17 protein-coding genes, 1 riboswitch and 1 other annotated feature are annotated in these 19,032 nt (G+C 32.4%); all 17 genes read left to right on the top strand.

The window, feature by feature from the left end:
• The first annotated feature begins 118 nt into the window (after positions 1–118).
• The 17 genes from polA (at position 119) to yihA (ending at position 19,016) form a co-directional block, all read left to right on the top strand.
• The gene (polA, locus tag LQ694_RS01290; RefSeq protein ID WP_239771789.1) at positions 119–2,740 is read left to right on the top strand and encodes a DNA polymerase I; all 2,622 of its coding nucleotides are present in this window, start codon (positions 119–121) and stop codon (positions 2,738–2,740) included.
• Between the two features lie 21 nt (positions 2,741–2,761).
• Positions 2,762–3,634: a bifunctional DNA-formamidopyrimidine glycosylase/DNA-(apurinic or apyrimidinic site) lyase gene (gene mutM / locus LQ694_RS01285; RefSeq protein ID WP_096791830.1), complete on the top strand. Its 873-nt coding sequence runs from the start codon at positions 2,762–2,764 to the stop codon at positions 3,632–3,634.
• 8 nt (positions 3,635–3,642) lie between these two features.
• Complete coding sequence (gene coaE, locus LQ694_RS01280) at positions 3,643–4,239, top strand: dephospho-CoA kinase (RefSeq protein WP_096791831.1); 597 nt, start codon at positions 3,643–3,645, stop codon at positions 4,237–4,239.
• Positions 4,240–4,401: 162 nt separating this feature from the next.
• On the top strand, positions 4,402–5,436 hold the full coding sequence (locus tag LQ694_RS01275; protein ID WP_096791832.1) for a glyceraldehyde-3-phosphate dehydrogenase: 1,035 nt from the start codon (positions 4,402–4,404) through the stop codon (positions 5,434–5,436).
• A 178-nt stretch (positions 5,437–5,614) separates the two neighbouring features.
• The gene (gene nrdR, locus LQ694_RS01270; protein ID WP_239771788.1) at positions 5,615–6,073 is read left to right on the top strand and encodes a transcriptional regulator NrdR; all 459 of its coding nucleotides are present in this window, start codon (positions 5,615–5,617) and stop codon (positions 6,071–6,073) included.
• An 11-nt stretch (positions 6,074–6,084) separates the two neighbouring features.
• Entirely contained in the window at positions 6,085–7,467 is a 1,383-nt protein-coding gene (locus LQ694_RS01265; protein ID WP_196968316.1) for a replicative helicase loading/DNA remodeling protein DnaB, read from the top strand.
• A complete protein-coding gene (dnaI, locus tag LQ694_RS01260) occupies positions 7,467–8,387 on the top strand; it encodes a primosomal protein DnaI (protein WP_048539618.1) in 921 nt (306 codons plus the stop codon). Before LQ694_RS01265 ends, dnaI begins: the two co-directional genes overlap by 1 nt.
• Before the next feature lie 314 nt (positions 8,388–8,701).
• Complete coding sequence (gene thrS, locus LQ694_RS01255) at positions 8,702–10,630, top strand: threonine--tRNA ligase (RefSeq protein WP_218697416.1); 1,929 nt, start codon at positions 8,702–8,704, stop codon at positions 10,628–10,630.
• A 69-nt stretch (positions 10,631–10,699) separates the two neighbouring features.
• A riboswitch (Lysine riboswitch) is annotated at positions 10,700–10,872 on the top strand.
• Positions 10,873–10,960: 88 nt separating this feature from the next.
• On the top strand, positions 10,961–12,454 hold the full coding sequence (locus tag LQ694_RS01250; RefSeq protein WP_058611692.1) for an amino acid permease: 1,494 nt from the start codon (positions 10,961–10,963) through the stop codon (positions 12,452–12,454).
• A 52-nt stretch (positions 12,455–12,506) separates the two neighbouring features.
• Positions 12,507–12,632, top strand: a sequence feature (ribosomal protein L20 leader region).
• A 23-nt stretch (positions 12,633–12,655) separates the two neighbouring features.
• Positions 12,656–13,186, top strand: coding sequence for a translation initiation factor IF-3 (gene infC / locus LQ694_RS01245; RefSeq protein WP_025904295.1), 531 nt, complete (start codon positions 12,656–12,658; stop codon positions 13,184–13,186).
• Between the two features lie 25 nt (positions 13,187–13,211).
• On the top strand, positions 13,212–13,412 hold the full coding sequence (gene rpmI, locus LQ694_RS01240; protein ID WP_016910907.1) for a 50S ribosomal protein L35: 201 nt from the start codon (positions 13,212–13,214) through the stop codon (positions 13,410–13,412).
• A 42-nt stretch (positions 13,413–13,454) separates the two neighbouring features.
• Complete coding sequence (gene rplT, locus LQ694_RS01235; RefSeq protein ID WP_025904294.1) at positions 13,455–13,814, top strand: 50S ribosomal protein L20; 360 nt, start codon at positions 13,455–13,457, stop codon at positions 13,812–13,814.
• 149 nt (positions 13,815–13,963) lie between these two features.
• On the top strand, positions 13,964–14,587 hold the full coding sequence (locus LQ694_RS01230; RefSeq protein WP_058611691.1) for an NUDIX domain-containing protein: 624 nt from the start codon (positions 13,964–13,966) through the stop codon (positions 14,585–14,587).
• Positions 14,588–14,589: 2 nt separating this feature from the next.
• Positions 14,590–15,519 (top strand): hypothetical protein, encoded by a 930-nt coding sequence (locus LQ694_RS01225; RefSeq protein ID WP_196968315.1) that lies wholly within the window; start codon positions 14,590–14,592, stop codon positions 15,517–15,519.
• Between the two features lie 93 nt (positions 15,520–15,612).
• Positions 15,613–16,893, top strand: a complete 1,281-nt coding sequence (gene tig, locus LQ694_RS01220) for a trigger factor (protein WP_025904291.1) — start codon at positions 15,613–15,615, stop codon at positions 16,891–16,893.
• 123 nt (positions 16,894–17,016) lie between these two features.
• Entirely contained in the window at positions 17,017–18,279 is a 1,263-nt protein-coding gene (gene clpX / locus LQ694_RS01215; RefSeq protein WP_025904290.1) for an ATP-dependent Clp protease ATP-binding subunit ClpX, read from the top strand.
• A gap of 149 nt (positions 18,280–18,428) precedes the next feature.
• Positions 18,429–19,016 (top strand): ribosome biogenesis GTP-binding protein YihA/YsxC, encoded by a 588-nt coding sequence (yihA, locus tag LQ694_RS01210; protein WP_025904289.1) that lies wholly within the window; start codon positions 18,429–18,431, stop codon positions 19,014–19,016.
• Positions 19,017–19,032 lie beyond the last annotated feature (16 nt).

The following is a 19,032-nucleotide window of genomic DNA, read 5'->3' as shown; positions in this document are numbered from 1 at the left end:
TATCGGTTTAACTATTTATATCATTACACTATGATAACGTTTTATTTATGCGAAACAATCTTATTATATAGTGAGATATGATAAAATATAATCAATATAAAGATGGAGGTATCTTATCGTGAAAAAATTGGTACTGATTGATGGTAATAGTTTATCATTTAGGGCATTTTTTGCTTTGCCTTTATTAACAAATAAAGCTGGCGTTTATACGAATGCTATATATGGTTTTACAATGATTTTAGATAAAATAATCAAAGAAGAAGAGCCAACTCATTTTATGGTTGCTTTTGATGCTGGAAAAACAACTTTCAGAAATAATATGTACAGTGAATATAAAGGTGGTCGTGAGAAGACGCCGGATGAATTAAGAAGCCAATTACCATATATCCGTCAACTTGTGGAAAGTTATCATATTAAACATTATGAATTAGAAAATTATGAAGCGGATGATATTATCGGGACATTATCTCGTGAAGCAGATGAGAAAAATATTAAGACAATCATCATTACGGGTGACCGAGATTTAACTCAGTTAGCAAGTGAAAATGTAACGATTTATTATACTAAAAAAGGTGTAACAGATATTGATCATTATACGCCTGAATTTATCGCTGAAAAATATGATGGTTTAGTACCTAACCAAATTATTGATATGAAAGGTTTGATGGGTGATAAATCAGATAATATTCCAGGTGTGCCTGGAATTGGTGAAAAGACAGCGATTAAATTACTGAAACAGTTTGAAACTGTAGAAGGTGTATATGAAAACATTGATGAGTTAAAGAAATCAAAAATGAAAGAAAAATTAATAGATAACGAAGACAATGCTAAGTTAAGTAAAGAGCTAGCTACGATTAATCGTGAGTCTCCTATTGAAGTCACAATTGATGACTTGAAACTTACAGATCAAAGTAATGACGAGAAAATAAAGTTATTTAAGACATTAGAATTCAAACAATTGCTTGATCAAATGGATGCAAGTGCCGATGCAACAGATGACCGTGTGATTGAATACTCAACTGATATTGATGACTTTGATTTTGATAGTGTGAATGAAGCGGCAATTCATTTTGAAACGAACGAAGCTAACTATTTAAAAGCAGATATACTTGGATTTGCTATTCATGCAAATGACGAAAATTATGTTGTTTCACCTGATGTTTTAAAAGAACATAAAAAATTACAACAATGGCTTGAAAATGATCAAGTTATGTTTGCAACATATGACGCTAAAAAGACGATTATATTATGTAAAAGGTTAGGTGTCGAAATTAATGGTATTCAGTTCGATACAATGTTAGCAAGCTACATTTTAGATCCTTCTAGAACGATTGATGATGTTTATTCAGTTGTATCAGAATTTGGCATTTATTATGTACCGAATGATGAAAGTATATATGGCAAAGGTAAAAAGTTGCACGTTCCTGAACAAGATATGCTTTTTGAAAGTATCGCTAAAAAGGTAATGGCAGTTTATGAAACTAAAGATCAAATGATTCAATTACTAGATGAAAAAGATCAATTAAGTCTACACGATGACCTAGAATTACCTTTAGCACATGTATTAGCTGAAATGGAATATATCGGCATAACGGTTGATAAAGATACTTTAGTTGAAATGCAAGAAGACTTGAAAATACGTATCGATAAATTGATTGAACAAATTCATCAACATGCTGGTTCGGAATTCAATATTAATTCGCCAAAGCAGTTAGGTGTCGTATTATTTGAAGATTTAAAACTGCCAATTATTAAAAAGACAAAGACTGGTTATTCAACTGCGGTTGATGTATTAGAACAATTACGTAATGAACACCCAATTATTGAAGATATATTAGTCTATAGACAACTAGCTAAACTTCAGTCAACTTATATTGAAGGATTGCAAAAAATGATTACGTCTGAAGGTAAGATTCATACGAGATTTAATCAAACATTAGCTCAAACGGGTCGTTTAAGTTCTGTAGATCCTAATTTACAAAATATACCGATAAGATTAGAAGAAGGTAGAAAAATTAGAAAAGCTTTTAGACCAAGTAAAGAGAATCACGTTATATTTGCTGCTGACTATTCTCAAATTGAATTACGTGTATTAGCAGATATTACAGGCGACGAACATATGAAAGAGGCCTTTACTGCTAATGAAGATATCCATACGACAACTGCAATGCGTGTGTTCAATGTAAGTAAAGATGAAGTAACTTCAAATATGAGAAGACAAGCAAAAGCAGTTAACTTTGGTATTGTGTATGGTATTAGTGACTATGGTTTAAGTCAAAGTTTAGGTATTACAAGAAAAGCGGCGAAGCAATTTATTGATGATTACTTAGATAGTTTCCCTAAAGTAAAAGAATACATGGATACAATCGTACAAGATGCTAAACAAAAAGGTTATGTAGAAACGCTACTTCACAGAAGAAGATATACACCAGACATCACAAATCGTAACTTTAATTTAAGAAGTTTTGCTGAGAGAACAGCTATGAATACGCCAATTCAAGGTAGTGCAGCGGATATTATTAAATTAGCAATGGTACAATTTGCAAATAAGATGAAAGATAAAGATTTTAAAGCTAAATTATTATTACAAGTACACGATGAATTAATATTTGAAGTTCCAGAAGAAGAATTAGAAGCATTCCAGCCGTTTGTAGAAGACATCATGGATAATGCACTCGAGTTATCTGTACCATTAAGTGTAGAATCTAGTTCAGGACAAACTTGGTATGATGCTAAATAATAATAGGAAAGAAGATTATATATGCCTGAGTTACCAGAAGTAGAAAGTGTTAAAAAAGTGATAGAACCTAAAATTGTCGGTGCCACAATACAAAATGTAACTTTTTCAGAAAAAGTTGAATTGGGCAAATCGACAGGTAAAGAAACAATTATAAAAGGTAGTTCATTAGCTGTATTCAAAGAACGTACTGAACATTACAAGATTATGAGTGTCTATCGTAGAAGTAAATATATTTTTATGGAAATTGATAACGGTGAAAATAGCAATGTTATTATGTGTCACTTTGGTATGACGGGGGCATTCTTTACAGTTCCAGAATTAAGTCATATTGAAGTTGATAACCATAGGAAGCATTGGCACGTCATATTTGAATTAGATAACGGATTACAGCTTATTTACACAGATATTAGAAGGTTCGGTGAATTAAGAGCATTGGAAGATTTAAGTGAATATCCTTCAGTCTTAAAGATTGCACCAGAACCGTTTGTTGAAGAAGCTTACCAACATTACTTAAATAAAGTAATGTCGAATAAATTTATAAATAAACCAATTAAAGTCGCGATATTGGACCATACAGTTATTTCAGGTTGCGGTAACATTTATGCTTGTGAAGCTTTGTTAAGAGCAGGTGTTCTTCCGATGAGACCAGTGAAAGAGTTAACTTCAAAAGAACGTAAAGCGGTCTTTGATGAAGTGGTAAACGTGTTACAAGAGGGTATCGATAACGGTGGTTCAAGTATATCTGATTATTACAATGCAGATGGTGAAAAAGGGACAATGCAAGAAAAACATAGAATATATGGTAAAAAAGTGTGTGGTCAATGTGGTGGGCAAGTGTTACAAAAAGTCATTGCCACAAGAAACACGCACTATTGTCCAAATTGTCAAAAGTAGGTGTAAAAATGGCGAAAGTAATAGGTTTAACTGGAGGTATTGCTACCGGCAAGTCTACAGTATCTCGTATTTTACAAGATAAAGGATTTTGTATAGTAGATGCCGATATAGCCAGTCGAAAAGCAGTCGAAAAAGGAAGCGTTGGTCTACAACAAGTTAAAGAAGTATTTGGAGAAGAAGCGATTGTAGATGGTGAAATGAATAGACAATATGTTGGATCTATTGTATTTAACGATCAAACAATGCGAGAAAAACTAAACAATATTATTCACCCGATAGTAAGAACAATTATGGATGAAGAAAAAGAAGAAGCATTAAGTCATGGTAAAAATGTCATAATGGATATTCCGTTATTGTTTGAGAACAAACTGCAAAATACAGTCGATGAAACTTGGTTAGTTTATACAAATCAAGAAACTCAAATACAACGCCTTAAAGAACGTAATCAGTTAAGTGATGAAGAAGCGGAAGCAAGAATACAATCGCAAATACCTATAGATGAAAAGAAAGATTTAGCAGATTGTATAATTGATAACAACGGAACTTTAGAGGACTTACATCACAATATTGATGATTTACTTAAAAGTAAGGCGTTAAATCTTTAAAAATAAATAAGCTTGAAATGAAGGTGGATGAATAGCATTTGTTATTCATCCATTTTTTTAATTTATTTTAGAAAAAGATAATAGAAAACGTTTTCAACAAACTTTTAATGTGATATACTAATTGCAATAAATAGTATATCACATTAAAAGGGGTTCTCGACTATGAAGAAAAATATCGCAATTAATGGTTTAGGAAGAATTGGAAGAATGGTCTTAAGAGGTGCACTTAAATCAAATGATTTAAATATTGTGGCTATTAATGCTTCATATCCACCAGAAACAATTGCTCATTTAATTAAGTATGATTCTACACATGGCAAATTAGATGGAGAAATTAAAGCAGTTGAAGATGGTATCATCATTGATGGTCATAAAATTTTACTTGTATCTGAAAGAGATCCTAAATTATTACCGTGGGGAACTTTAGGAATTGATATTGTTATAGAAGCAACTGGTAAATTTAATCATGGAGATAAAGCTATTGCACATATTGACGCTGGCGCTAAAAAAGTTATTTTAACAGGACCATCTAAAGGTGGCCATGTTCAAACAATTGTTAGAGGTGTAAATGATGATGCACTTGATTTAAATGATTATGATATTGTTTCAAATGCTTCATGTACAACGAATTGTTTAAGCCCGGTAGCCAAAGTTTTAAATGATACATTTGGAATCGAAAATGGATTAATGACAACTGTACATGCATTTACAAATGACCAAAAGAACTTAGACAATCCTCATAAAGATTTGAGAAGAGCACGTTCTTGTACGGATAGTATCATTCCAACTTCAACAGGTGCAGCAAAAGCATTGTCACTTGTATTACCTGAATTAGAAGGGAAAATGCATGGAATGGCATTAAGAGTTCCAACTTCTAATGTTTCACTTGTAGATTTAGTTGTCGATTTAAAACAAAATGTAACAGTTGAAGAAGTGAATGAAGCATTACGTCAAGCTAGTAATGGACCATTAAAAGGAATTATGGATATTAATGATGAGCCACTTGTTTCAATTGATTTCAAAACGAATCCACATTCAGCAATCGTTGATGAACAATCTACAATGGTCATTGCAGATAATAAAGTGAAAGTACTCGCTTGGTATGATAATGAATGGGGCTACTCAATGAGAGTTGTTGAACTAGCAGAACAAATTGCTCAAATACTTTCAGAAGTGAGAGAACAAAAAATTTCATAAGTGATATAAGTTACAATTAAAACGTAATGTGGTAAATTAAATACCGCATTACGTTTTTTATTGAAAAATATTACTGTTAAGTATCTATAAGTGCATTTTGAAAAGTAGTGAGCGTTTAAAAAAATAACAAACTACTGTATAATCAACCTATGTAATAAGTATATAAGGGGTGAAACGAATGAGATGTCCAAACTGTAAATATGAAAATTCCAAAGTTGTAGACTCTAGACACGCGGATGATTTAGTAGCAATTAGAAGACGAAGAGAATGTGAATCATGTGGATTTCGTTTCACAACTTTTGAAAGGGTAGAGCTCACGCCTTTAATCGTCGTAAAAAAAGACAGGGCAAGACAAACATTTAATAGAGATAAAATATTAAACGGTTTAGTACGTTCTTGTGAAAAAAGACCGGTTGCTTATCAAAAATTAGAAGAAATCACAAATCAAGTTGAAAAAGAATTAAGATCTGAAGGTAACACAGAAGTATCTTCAAATGATATCGGTGAAAAAGTTATGGAACATTTAATGGATGTCGATCAAGTATCTTATGTAAGATTTGCATCAGTATATAGAGAATTTAAAGATGTCGATCAATTATTAAAGTCTATGCAAGGCATATTGAAAGACCGAAAGTAAGGTGAGTATTAATGGCGGAATATTTTAGTGGTATCAAGCCAAGTGATGGCTTCTATGTTAAATCGAATTATAATTATACACATGTACATCAAGATATATTAGTTAGTTTATATACGCCATTAATTGGAACTGATGCAATTGGTGTTTATTTATATTTATCGCAGTTTAATTATCATCATGAAACAGAAGCGTATAATCATTATACAATTATGAATGATTTAAGAATAAATTTATCTAGCTTTAGAGATGCTTTAGACTTGTTAGAAGGTATCGGTTTATTAAAAACATACTTTAAGACAAATCAAGAAGCTCAATCATTTATTTATCAATTAGAGCAACCTGCGACAGCAGAGCAATTCTTTAATGATCCTTTATTATCTGTATTTTTATATCAACAAATTGGGAAGTCAAGATATATTAGATTAAAAAATAGATATAAAGATGACAGTGTGACAACAGAAGGTTTTCATGACGTGACAAAGAGCTTTACTGATGTCTTTAAAGTGCCAAAGTTGACGAATGTTGAACAACAAGATGATATCAATATTCGTCCCGAATATAAAAGTAAAGGCCTCGATTTGTCAGACGTTCAATTTGATTTTGAAATGTTAGAATTATTGTTGAGTAATCATTTGATTTCTAAAGAAATTTTAAATAAACAGACGAAAGAAGTCATTATACAAATTGCTACGTTATATGGTATTACACCGGTTGAAATGAAGTCTATTATCTTAAAATCTATTACAGAAAACCAAACGATTTCACTTCAAGATTTAAGAAAACATGCACGTACAATCTATCAAATAGAGCATGAAGGTGAACTGCCAACATTAGATCTAAAAAATGAAAAACCTAAAGCAAATACGCATTCTGAAAACAGTGAAGTGAACTCTTTATTGTCTTGGTTTGAATTGTTGGATACGACAAGTCCAATAGACGTATTATCATCATTTACGCAATCTGAACCAACAATTGCACAAAAGAGAACTGTTGAAGATATTATTACACGCGAAAAATTACCATACGGTGTTATTAACATCTTGTTAGAGTATGTAATGTTTAAAAATAATATGCAATTACCGAAAGCATATATTGAAGAAATTGCTTCGAATTGGAAGAAACTTAAATTAGCTTCAGCTGAAGAAGCCTATCATTATGTTAAAAATCTTGATAAACAAAAAGCTGAGAAGAAAAAAGAACGTAAAAATAATGCAAATAACCCTTATAAATTAAAATCAATTGAAAAGACACCAGAATGGTTATTAAAACAAAAATCTTCTGATTCAACTAAAGAAGAGAAACAAAATGATCATGAATCTGATGCTGCGTTTAAAAAAAGAAAGCAAGCGCTTCAAAAAGAAATGGAAGCTTTTTGGAAAGAAGGTGATCAATAATGGAACCACTTGGACAACATTTGAAACAAAATAAAGATTTTCAAAAACGATTAGAAAAAATTAAAAAAGATACATTGTCTCATAAAGAGGTAAAGGCATTTTTAGAAGAACATCAATCTGAATTAACGAACGAAATGATTGATAGAGATTTAGATCAATTACAAGCATATAAAGATCAATCGAAATGTTGTGAGAAATGTGGTAGTTATGGCACTTGTATCAACTTTGTGAAAGGTCATGTACCTGAACTATACATTGAGAATGACCATATCAAAACGAGATACTTACCTTGTCCGAACAAAATCGAATACGATGAACAAAGGTTTGAATCAAGTTTAGTGACATCATTCCAAATGCCTGAAGAAACGTTGAAAGCGACAATTAAAGATATATACATCGAAAATGAGTCTCGTATGCAAATTATTAAGAAAGCTATGGATATTTGTAATAAAATTGTAGCAGGTGAAGAAGTTAAAGGGCTATATATACATGGTCCATTCGGAACGGGTAAATCGTATATATTAGGTGCAATTTCGAATCAGTTAAAGGTTAAAAAGCAACCTTCTACAATTATATATTTGCCTGAATTTATTAGAGTACTTAAAAATGGATTTAATGATGGATCATTCAGTAGTCGATTTGAAGCGGCACGTGAAGCTAAAGTGTTGATGCTAGATGATATCGGTGCAGAAGAACTGACGCCATGGGTTCGTGATGAAATATTGGGGCCATTATTGCATTATAGAATGGTCCATAAATTACCGACATTCTTTAGTTCGAATTTTAACTTTGATGAATTAGAATTCCATTTGAGCAAAACACGACAAGGTGCAGAGATTACAAAAGCTAGTCGAATTATGGAACGCATTAAAACAATCTCTGAACCATATGAATTAGATGGTAAAAACTATCGCGCTTAATTTTAGCTTGATATTTTACAGTAGAGTTGTATAATTGAATTATCGTAAATGAATATACAAATTTAGAGGACATGACGTCTATAAAGCATTCACAGAGAGTCTCATTTAGCTGAAATTGAGATAATGCAATATAAATAGTTACTCCCTCAATACATGATGTGTTAATCCACATTCGGCTCAAGACCGTTATCTTATGTAGAGTTATCGTACTTATACGTTAAGTGCGTTAATGAGGGTGGTACCGCGAGAGATTTCGTCCCTTTGGATGAGGTCTCTTTTTTGTGTTCTTTAATAAAAAAGAGGAGGAAGTCGTTATGAGTGAGATAAATATTAAGTTTCCGGATGGTAATGTGAAAGGGTTTGAACAAGGCACAACTACTGAAGAAATCGCTCAATCTATTAGCCCAGGTTTAAGAAAGAAAGCTGTAGCAGGTAAATTTAATGGACAATTAGTAGATTTAACAAGACCTTTAGAAAATGATGGGGAAGTTGAAATTGTTACACCTGGAAGCGATGAAGCTTTGGAAGTGTTAAGACATTCAACTGCACATTTAATGGCGCAAGCTTTACAAAGATTATATGGTGATGTGAAGTTTGGCGTAGGTCCTGTAATCGAAGGTGGGTTCTACTACGATGTAGATACAGAACATAAAATTTCTAGTGACGACTTTGAAACAATCGAAAAAGAAATGAAACAAATTGTGAATGAAAACTTTAAAATTGAACGTAGAGTTGTAAGTCGAGATGAAGCGAAAGCATTCTTTAAAAATGATGAATATAAATTAGAATTAATTGATGCTATTCCTGAAGATGAAAATGTAACACTTTATTCTCAAGGTGAATTTACAGATTTATGTCGCGGTGTACATGTGCCTTCAACTTCAAAAATTAAAGAATTCAAATTATTATCTACTGCGGGTGCTTATTGGAGAGGTGACTCAAACAATAAGATGTTGCAACGTATTTATGGAACAGCATTCTTTGATAAAAAAGACTTAAAAGCATATTTGAAAGTATTAGAAGAAAGAAAAGAACGTGATCACCGTAAAATCGGTAGAGAATTAGAATTATTTACAACTAATCAAGATGTAGGTGCTGGCTTACCTTTATGGTTACCAAATGGCGCAACTATTAGACGTGAATTAGAACGTTATATTGTAGATAAAGAAGTCGCTATGGGTTATGACCACGTTTATACTCCAATTATGGCTAATGTAGAATTCTATAAGAAATCTGGACATTGGGATCACTATCACGAAGATATGTTCCCTACAATGGATTTAGGCAATGAAGAACTTGTGCTTAGACCTATGAACTGTCCACATCACATGATGATTTATAAAAATAGTCGTCATTCATATAGAGAGTTACCAATTCGTATAGCAGAATTAGGTATGATGCATAGATATGAAGCAAGTGGTGCAGTATCTGGATTACAACGTGTAAGAGGTATGACTTTAAATGACGCACATATCTTTGTTCGTCCAGACCAAATTAAAGAAGAATTTAAACGCGTTGTTAATATGATTCTTGATGTGTATAAAGATTTCGGATTCGAGGACTATACATTCAGATTAAGTTATCGTGATCCTGAAGATAAAGAAAAATACTTCGATGATGACGAAATGTGGAATGAAGCGCAAGCAGTTCTTAAAGAAGTAATCGATGAAATGGCATTACCATATGAAGAAGCAATCGGTGAAGCGGCATTCTATGGTCCTAAATTAGACGTTCAAGTTAAAACAGCAATGGGTAAAGAAGAAACTTTATCTACTGCACAATTAGACTTCTTATTACCACAAAAATTTGATTTAACTTACATTGGTAATGATGGTGAAGAACATCGTCCAGTTGTTATTCATAGGGGCGTTATTTCTACAATGGAAAGATTTACTGCATTCTTAATAGAAGAAACTAAAGGTGCATTCCCACTTTGGTTAGCACCAAGACAAGTGGAAATTATACCTGTAAATGTTGACTTACATTACGATTATGCTAGAGCATTAAATGATGAATTGAAATCTCAAGGTGTACGTGTTCATATTGACGACCGTAACGAGAAAATGGGATATAAAATTCGTGAAGCTCAAATGCAAAAAATACCGTACCAAATCGTTGTTGGTGATAAAGAAGTTGAAAACCAAGAAGTAAATGTACGTCAATACGGATCAAAAGATTCAAAAACAGTTGAAAAAGACGAGTTTATCTGGAATATTGTGGATGAAATTCGACTAAAAAAGTAATAGCCTATTGAAATTTCTGGAATCATCGGGTATAGTTTTAATAGTGAAATTTAATTAAATATTCCTCAGTAATGAGTTAGAGGTTGCGATGCTCAAGAGTAATTATTCAGAAGCGAAATGGCGCGTATGTTGAAATAATGAAAGGGTGCATCGCCGAAACAAATCATATCCATAATATGATTTGTTGGGTCAGTGTTTAATAGATACTGGACTGTCACACTAAGTGATGTGCTACCAATTTGTATGGAATGTTCATATATCGGTCGCATATCTCTTGAGATATGCGACTTTTTTAGTGGCTCGATTGTGGAATGGAGAAAGGAAATAGCAATGAATCAAGAAAAATCAACGAACAATATTCAAAGGAAACTCAAAGATAGACATATCTCTATGATAGCCATCGGTGGTTGTATTGGTACAGGTTTATTTATGACTTCTGGCGGAGCAATTAGAGATGCTGGACCGGGTGGTGCATTACTAGCATATGCAATAGTTGGCTTGATGGTCTTCTTCCTTATGACATCATTAGGAGAAATGGCAACTTATTTACCAGTCTCTGGTTCTTTTAGTACTTACGCAACACGATTTGTCGATCCATCACTAGGATTTGCTTTAGGGTGGAACTATTGGTTTAACTGGGTTATCACAGTTGCAGCTGACATCACAATTGCATCTCAAGTTGTGAGTTATTGGGAACCACTAGAAATCGTTCCATCATGGTTATGGAGTGTCATTTTTATGGTTATTATATTTGGCCTTAATGCACTTTCAGTTAGAGTATACGGGGAAAGTGAATACTGGTTTGCATTTATTAAAGTAGCGACAGTTATTATTTTCATTGGTGTAGGTTTATTAACGATATTCGGCTTACTAGGTGGTGAATACTTAGGTTTCGATAACTTTGTAGCAGGTGACGCACCGTTCTTAGGTGACTCGAATGTTAATACTTTCTTACTTGTATTAGGTGTATTCTTAGTTGCAGGATTCTCATTCCAAGGTACCGAGTTGATTGGTATCACAGCTGGAGAATCTGAAAATCCTGAAAGAGCAGTACCTAAAGCGATTAAACAAGTATTCTGGAGAATTTTATTATTTTATATTTTAGCAATCTTTGTAATTGGTATGATTATTCCTTATACAAATCCAAACTTAATGGGTGGAGACGAAATTGCGAAATCACCATTTACTCTTGTATTTGAGAATGCTGGTTTAGCATTTGCAGCTTCATTTATGAATGCTGTCATTTTAACTTCAGTATTATCAGCAGGTAACTCTGGTATGTATGCTTCAGTTAGAATGCTATTTTCAATGAGTAAAGATAAATTAGCATCACCAGTATTTTCAAAAACAAATAAATCAGGTGTACCTTACACAGCATTATTTGCAACAGCAGTAGTTGTTGTTCTTATATTTGCAATTGAGCATTTAAGTGGTGGGGCATACGAATATATTATCGCTGCTTCAGGTATGACAGGCTTTATTGCTTGGTTAGGAATTGCAATCAGTCATTATAGATTTAGAAGAGCATTTGATCTACAAGATTATGATAAGACAAAATTAAAATATAAAGCTAAATGGTTCCCATTTGGTCCATTGTTCGCATTTGCTTTATGTGCGATTGTAATCGTAGGGCAAGATGTTGATTTCATCCAAACTGGTGAATTCGAACCAAGAAGATTCTTTATTACTTATATGGGTATTCCTGTATTTTTAGCGTTTTATATTTTTCATAAGCTAAAATACAGAACTAAAATGATTCCACTTGATAAAGTTGACTTAAGTCAAGATGTGGATATGAAAGAATTTGAAAAGAATATTAAATAAACATTGACATAAGGGTTTATAATTGGTAAGATAAGTTTTGTTGAATACGAAACGGACCAAGTAGAAGCATACCCGCTTCTCACCTGTAGTGACGCGTTAAGCAGTTAGCAGGTATAATAAACCTTTAAAGTTTATGGATGAGAACGGGTGCATTATGCATTCGTTCTTTTTTTCTTGGACGACTTCGTAAAATTCTAGGAGGTGTCAACCATAGCTAAAGATCAAACTCAAGTTAATGACAAAATTCGTGCAAAAGAACTTCGCCTTATTGGCCAAGATGGTGAGCAAATTGGTGTTAAATCTAAATATGAAGCCCTTGAAATGGCTGAAAGAGTAGATTTAGACGTTGTAATCGTAGCGCCTAATGCTAAACCACCTGTTGCAAGAATTATGGATTACGGTAAATACAAATTCGAACAGCAGAAGAAAGAAAAAGAAATGCGTAAGAAACAAAAAGTAGTCAATGTTAAAGAAATTCGATTAAGTCCAACTATCGAAGAACATGACTTCGAAACTAAATTGAAACATGCTCAAAAATTCTTATCTAAAGAAGATAAAGTTAAAGTATCTATTAGATTTAGAGGTCGTGCGATCACGCATAAAGAAATTGGTCAACGTGTGTTAGAACGCTTTGCAGAATCTTGTAAAGACATAGCAACAGTTGAACAAAGACCTAAAATGGAAGGGCGTTCAATGTTCTTAATGTTAGCGCCAATTTCAAACGACAAATAAACCGAAATTATAGGAGGAAATCTCAATGCCTAAAATGAAAACTCATCGTGGAGCAGCAAAACGTGTTAAAAGAACTGGTTCAGGTCAATTAAAACGTTCTAGAGCGTTCACTTCACACTTATTCGCAAACAAATCTACAAAAGCAAAACGTAAATTGCGTAAAGCTTCATTAGTTTCTAAATCAGATACTAAACGAGTTAAACAAATGTTAACGTACGTAAAATAATAAACATAGCGGACTAATGGTCCATTTTAAGGAGGAATTATCATGCCACGTGTTAAAGGTGGAACAGTGACGAGAGCTCGTCGTAAAAAAGTTTTAAAATTATCTAAAGGTTACTTTGGTTCAAAACATACATTATATAAAGTTGCTAAGCAACAAGTTATGAAATCTGGTAACTACGCTTACCGTGACCGTCGTCAGAAAAAACGTGAATTCCGTAAATTATGGATTGCACGTATTAATGCAGCAGCTCGTCAAAACGACATTAGCTATAGCCGTTTAATGAATGGTCTTAAAGTAGCTGGTATTGAAATTAACCGTAAAATGCTTTCTGAAATCGCTATTTCAGACGAAAAAGCATTTGCTGAATTAGCTACTAAAGCTAAAGACGCTTTAGCTAAATAATTGCATTTCATTGTTGTATAAGCTGTCAATAAAGTTATTAACTTTATTGATGGCTTTTTTTATGAAATAATATAGTTGAAGATGCGTCTTCTTTACGCTTCAAATACGCTTTGTTAAAATAGTGTAGAAATAAGAATAAGGAGTTTATTATGTCTAAATTTGATGAAATGATAACAGTAGTACCACGTAAATTAATATTTAAAGACGAAGCTTATCAATTTGATGGGTTTAAATCTATTCAAGATGAAGAAACTAAATATATTTATGAAACAATTAGTCAATTTGAAACAAAACGTCGTGGTGACATGGAAGAAGATCCTTCATATAAACAACTCATTTCATATTGCATATTAGAAAATGAGGACGACGAAGTACTTGTATATGAAAGACTAACAGGTGGAGGCGAAAGCCGATTACACGGTTTAAGTTCAATTGGCGTAGGTGGACATATGAATGATGTTCCTGAAGCTGTAACAGTTGAAGAGGTAATTAGAGAGAATGCTGCAAGAGAACTGGAAGAAGAAGTTGGTTTAAATAAACAAGATGTAGCTAACATGGAGTTAATTGGATTTATAAATGATGATCAAGATGAAGTAGGAAAAGTTCATATTGGTGTTGTTTTTAAATTAAAGGTTAATAAATCTAGCGTTGAAGCAGTCGAAACAGACACGTTGAAAATTAAGTGGGCTGATCAATCAGAATTGTTAAATCATAAGAATTACGAAACATGGAGTAGTCTTATTATAGATGGTATATACAGAAGAGGTGAGTAACCTTGAGTGAAATTATTCCATTTCCAAAATTAAAAAAACAACTGGTTAACAATATTAATCTTGCGATCCGAAATGAACAATTTGATGAAGCATATGAATTGTTTGAGACGTATGAGCAACATTTTGAGATGGATGATGACCTATCAATAAAGAAATGTGAAGTCCTAAAATCTTGCGGTTACTATCTTGAATTGAGAGAAGAAGCAAGTATATTGCTCAATCAAGGTCATCCATTCTATGATAAAATAGTCATATATTTTGTAGAAAGTTTATACTTTTTAGAACAATATCAAACGGTAGTTGAAATTATTAATCAAATTAAAGATGAAAATATCGAACATGCTACTAGAATGGCATTGCTACCTATTCAAGATATGGCTAAAGAAAAGTTAAACCAAAGGCAATTGAAAGCTTCAGAGGTATTAAGAGCATTTCAAGAAACACAATTTGAAGAACAAATTAATCTACTTATAGATTTAATTGATCATCACTTAGGTATATTTAATTTAACTTTAGCTCAAATTATTGAGAATGAAGTATTGCATCCTAATGTGCAAAGTTTAATATTAGAATATTTAAGATTAAGTGAATGGTCAGCTGAAGTTAAATTCAATAAAATAGATGAGAATATTACTGTTATACCGACTGAATTACCTGGTATAGAAAGAACAAATTTTACACAAAATATCATTCCTAAAGTAATTGATCAGCTTGAAATTGATAGCCCTTCATCTATAGAGTTAGCTAAAAGTTTATTAAACCAACATGCCATTATTTTGTATCCAATTACACTTAATGATATAAATGATGATGTTTTAGTTGCATGTTACTTGAAACTTTTATCAGAACGTTTTAATATAGACGCTAACTACGAAAGTGTGGCTCAACAAGATTGGGACATATTCATTGAAGTCATTCAAAAATTACAATGAATATAAACACTATAGTTGAAACATTAGAAAGCTATGTTATAATTAAAGAGTTGAAAATTTATAAAATTAGGATAATCACGGAGGTTTTTATTCATGACAGCAACATGGGAAAAGAAAGAAGGTAACCAAGGTTTATTAACTGTTACGGTTCCTAAAGAAGAAGTAGATAAAGGATTAGACAAAGCATTCAAAAAAGTTGTTAAACAAATTAATGTACCTGGTTTCCGTAAAGGTAAAATGCCAAGACCATTATTTGAACAAAGATTTGGTGTTGAATCATTATACCAAGATGCTTTAGATTTCATTTTACCTGAAGCATATGGTAATGCAGTAGAAGAGGCAGAAATCAACCCAGTTGATCGTCCAGAAATCGACGTTACACAAATGGAAAAAGGTAAAGAACTTATCTTTGAAGCAACTGTAACTGTTGAACCAGAAGTTGAATTAGGAGACTATAAAGGTCTTTCAATCGAGAAACAAGATCGTGAAGTTACTGACGAAGAATTCAATCAAGCAATTGAAGATGCAGTAAGCCGTCAAGCTGAATTAACAGTTAAAGAAGGCGAAATCGCTGAAGGAGACGTTGTTAACATTAACTTTGATGGTTATGTTGATGGTGAAGCATTCGAGGGTGGTCAAGCAGAAGGTTATGATCTTGAAATTGGTTCTGGATCATTCATTCCTGGATTTGAAGAACAATTAATCGGTCTTAAAGCTAACGATAGCAAAGATGTTGTTGTCACATTCCCAGAAGAATACCACGCTGAAGAATTAGCTGGTAAAGAAGCTACTTTCAAATGTGAAGTTAACGAAGTGAAATCTAAAGAAATTCCAGAATTAGATGACGAGTTAGCACAAGAACTTGATGAATCAGTTAGCACAGTTGATGAATATAAAGAAAAATTACGTAAAGACTTAGAAGAAGCTAAAGTTAATCAAGCAGAAGCAACTGAAAAAGAAGAAGCTATTACAAAAGCTACTGACAATGCAAAAGTTGATATTCCAGAAGCTATGATTAATACAGAATTAGATCGTATGATGCAAGAATTTGAACAACGTATTTCTCAACAAGGTTTAAACCTTGAGTTATACTATCAATTCTCAGGTCAATCAGAAGAAGAACTTAAAGCACAAATGAAAGAAGATGCTGAAAAACGCGTTAAAACTAATTTGACTTTAAGAGCTATTGCTGATGCAGAGAATATCGAAGTATCTGATGCAGATGTTGAAGCTGAATTCGCTAAAATGAGCGAACAATTTGGATTATCTGTTGAAGATATTAAAGCAACATTAGGTAATAACGATATTTTAGTTAATGACCTTAAAATCCAAAAAGTTATCGATTTATTAGTAGCTGAATCAGCTGGAGAATAATAATTATTCGGTATTAAAGTAATTATAGTAGCAGAATATTTCTGCTACTATTCTTTTTTAGTCCGTTTAATTTGAAAAAGTAAAATACATTTAGTATAGTCTAAAAAGAATAGGGGTGTAAAAATGTTTAAATTTAATGATGGTGAAGAAAACTTAAAATGTTCTTTTTGTGGTAAAGAACAGGATCAAGTTAAAAAACTTGTTGCTGGTAGTGGCGTATATATTTGTAATGAATGTATAGAATTATGTTCTGAAATTGTAGAGGAAGAATTAAAGTCACAAGAACCAGAACAGTTTACTGATGTTCCTACACCTAAAGAAATTATGGAACAATTAAATGATTATGTTATCGGTCAAGAAAATGCGAAAAAATCATTAGCTGTAGCTGTTTATAATCATTATAAACGTGTACAACAACCTTCTGAAAGCGAAGATGGTGTTGAATTACAGAAAAGTAATATTGCATTAATCGGACCTACTGGTAGTGGTAAAACATTGCTTGCACAAACGTTAGCTAAATCATTAAATGTACCATTTGCAATTGCAGATGCAACAAGTTTAACTGAAGCAGGTTACGTTGGTGAAGACGTTGAAAATATATTATTAAGATTAATCCAAGCAGCAGATTTCGATGTTGAAAGTGCTGAAAAAGGTATCATTTACGTGGATGAAATTGATAAGATTGCACGTAAATCAGAGAACACGTCAATTACACGTGATGTGTCTGGTGAAGGTGTACAACAAGCGTTACTTAAGATTTTAGAAGGTACGACAGCAAGTGTACCGCCACAAGGTGGAAGAAAGCATCCAAACCAAGAGTTTATTCAAATAGATACAACAAATATTCTATTTATCCTTGGTGGTGCCTTTGATGGTATTGATGAAGTTATTAAACGTAGACTTGGTGAAAAAGTTATCGGCTTTAGTAGCTCAGGTGATGAAATTAGTGACGAAGAATCATTATTATCACAAATTAGACCAGAAGATTTACAGGCATATGGTTTAATTCCAGAATTTATTGGTAGAATCCCAATTGTAGCTAACCTTGAAACATTAGATGTTGATGCATTGAAAAATATTTTAACGCAACCTAAGAATGCGTTAGTTAAACAATATACTAAGATGCTTGAATTAGATGATGTTGAACTACAATTTGATGAACAAGCACTTACGGCTATTAGTGAATTAGCAATAGAACGTAAAACAGGTGCACGTGGACTTCGTTCAATTATTGAAGAAGCTTTAATCGATATTATGTTTGATATTCCATCTAGCTCTGATGTAAGTAAAGTAGTTATTACTGAAGATACAATTAGAGATCATAAATTACCAAACTTATATGATAGTGAAGGTAATTTAATCAATGATGAAAAAACATCAGCATAATCATATATGATTACTAAGGCTGAGACATGTTATTAACTGTCTCAGCCTTGTTTAATGTTTAAAAGTGATTTGATATAGCTATCGTTACTATGTTTAAAATATAAGTAAGATAAGATATAATAAAAGAAACAAACTTGTAGGAGAAAACGATGAAAATTAATCCGAATAATGTAGATATTATAATCAGTGCAGTAGATCCGAAACAATATCCTGAGACTGGTTTACCAGAAATAGCACTTAGCGGACGTTCAAATGTTGGTAAATCAACATTTATCAATACGTTAATTTCAAGAAAAAAAGTTGCAAGAACTTCATCGAAACCAGGTAAGACACAGACATTAAATTTCTTTAATATCGATGAGCAACTTATCTTTGTAGATGTACCAGGTTATGGATATGCTAAAGTTAGTAAAAAACAAAGAGAACAGTTTGGTAAAATGATTGAACAATATTTAACAACTAGAGAAGCATTAAGATGTGTAATTCAATTAGTTGATATTAGACATAAACCAACCCAAGATGATGTGTTGATGTATAACTATCTGAAACATTTTGAAATACCAACTATTGTCATCGCAACAAAAGAGGATAAAATTCCTAAAGGTAAAGTACAAAAGCATTTAAAAATCATTAGACAAACCTTAGAATTAGATCCTGAAGATAAATTGATTAGTTACTCATCTTTAAACAAAGATAAGACAGACAATATTTGGGCATTATTGTCACAATTTATTTAAACAAATTACTCACATT

Origin of the sequence: Mammaliicoccus sp. P-M58 (genome assembly GCF_022386165.1) — a bacterium.
In the GTDB taxonomy this organism is placed as follows: Bacteria; Bacillota; Bacilli; order Staphylococcales; family Staphylococcaceae; genus Mammaliicoccus; species Mammaliicoccus sciuri.
The sequence above is the reverse complement of the archived record's forward strand: the minus strand, read 5'-3'. Positions and strand labels throughout refer to the sequence as shown.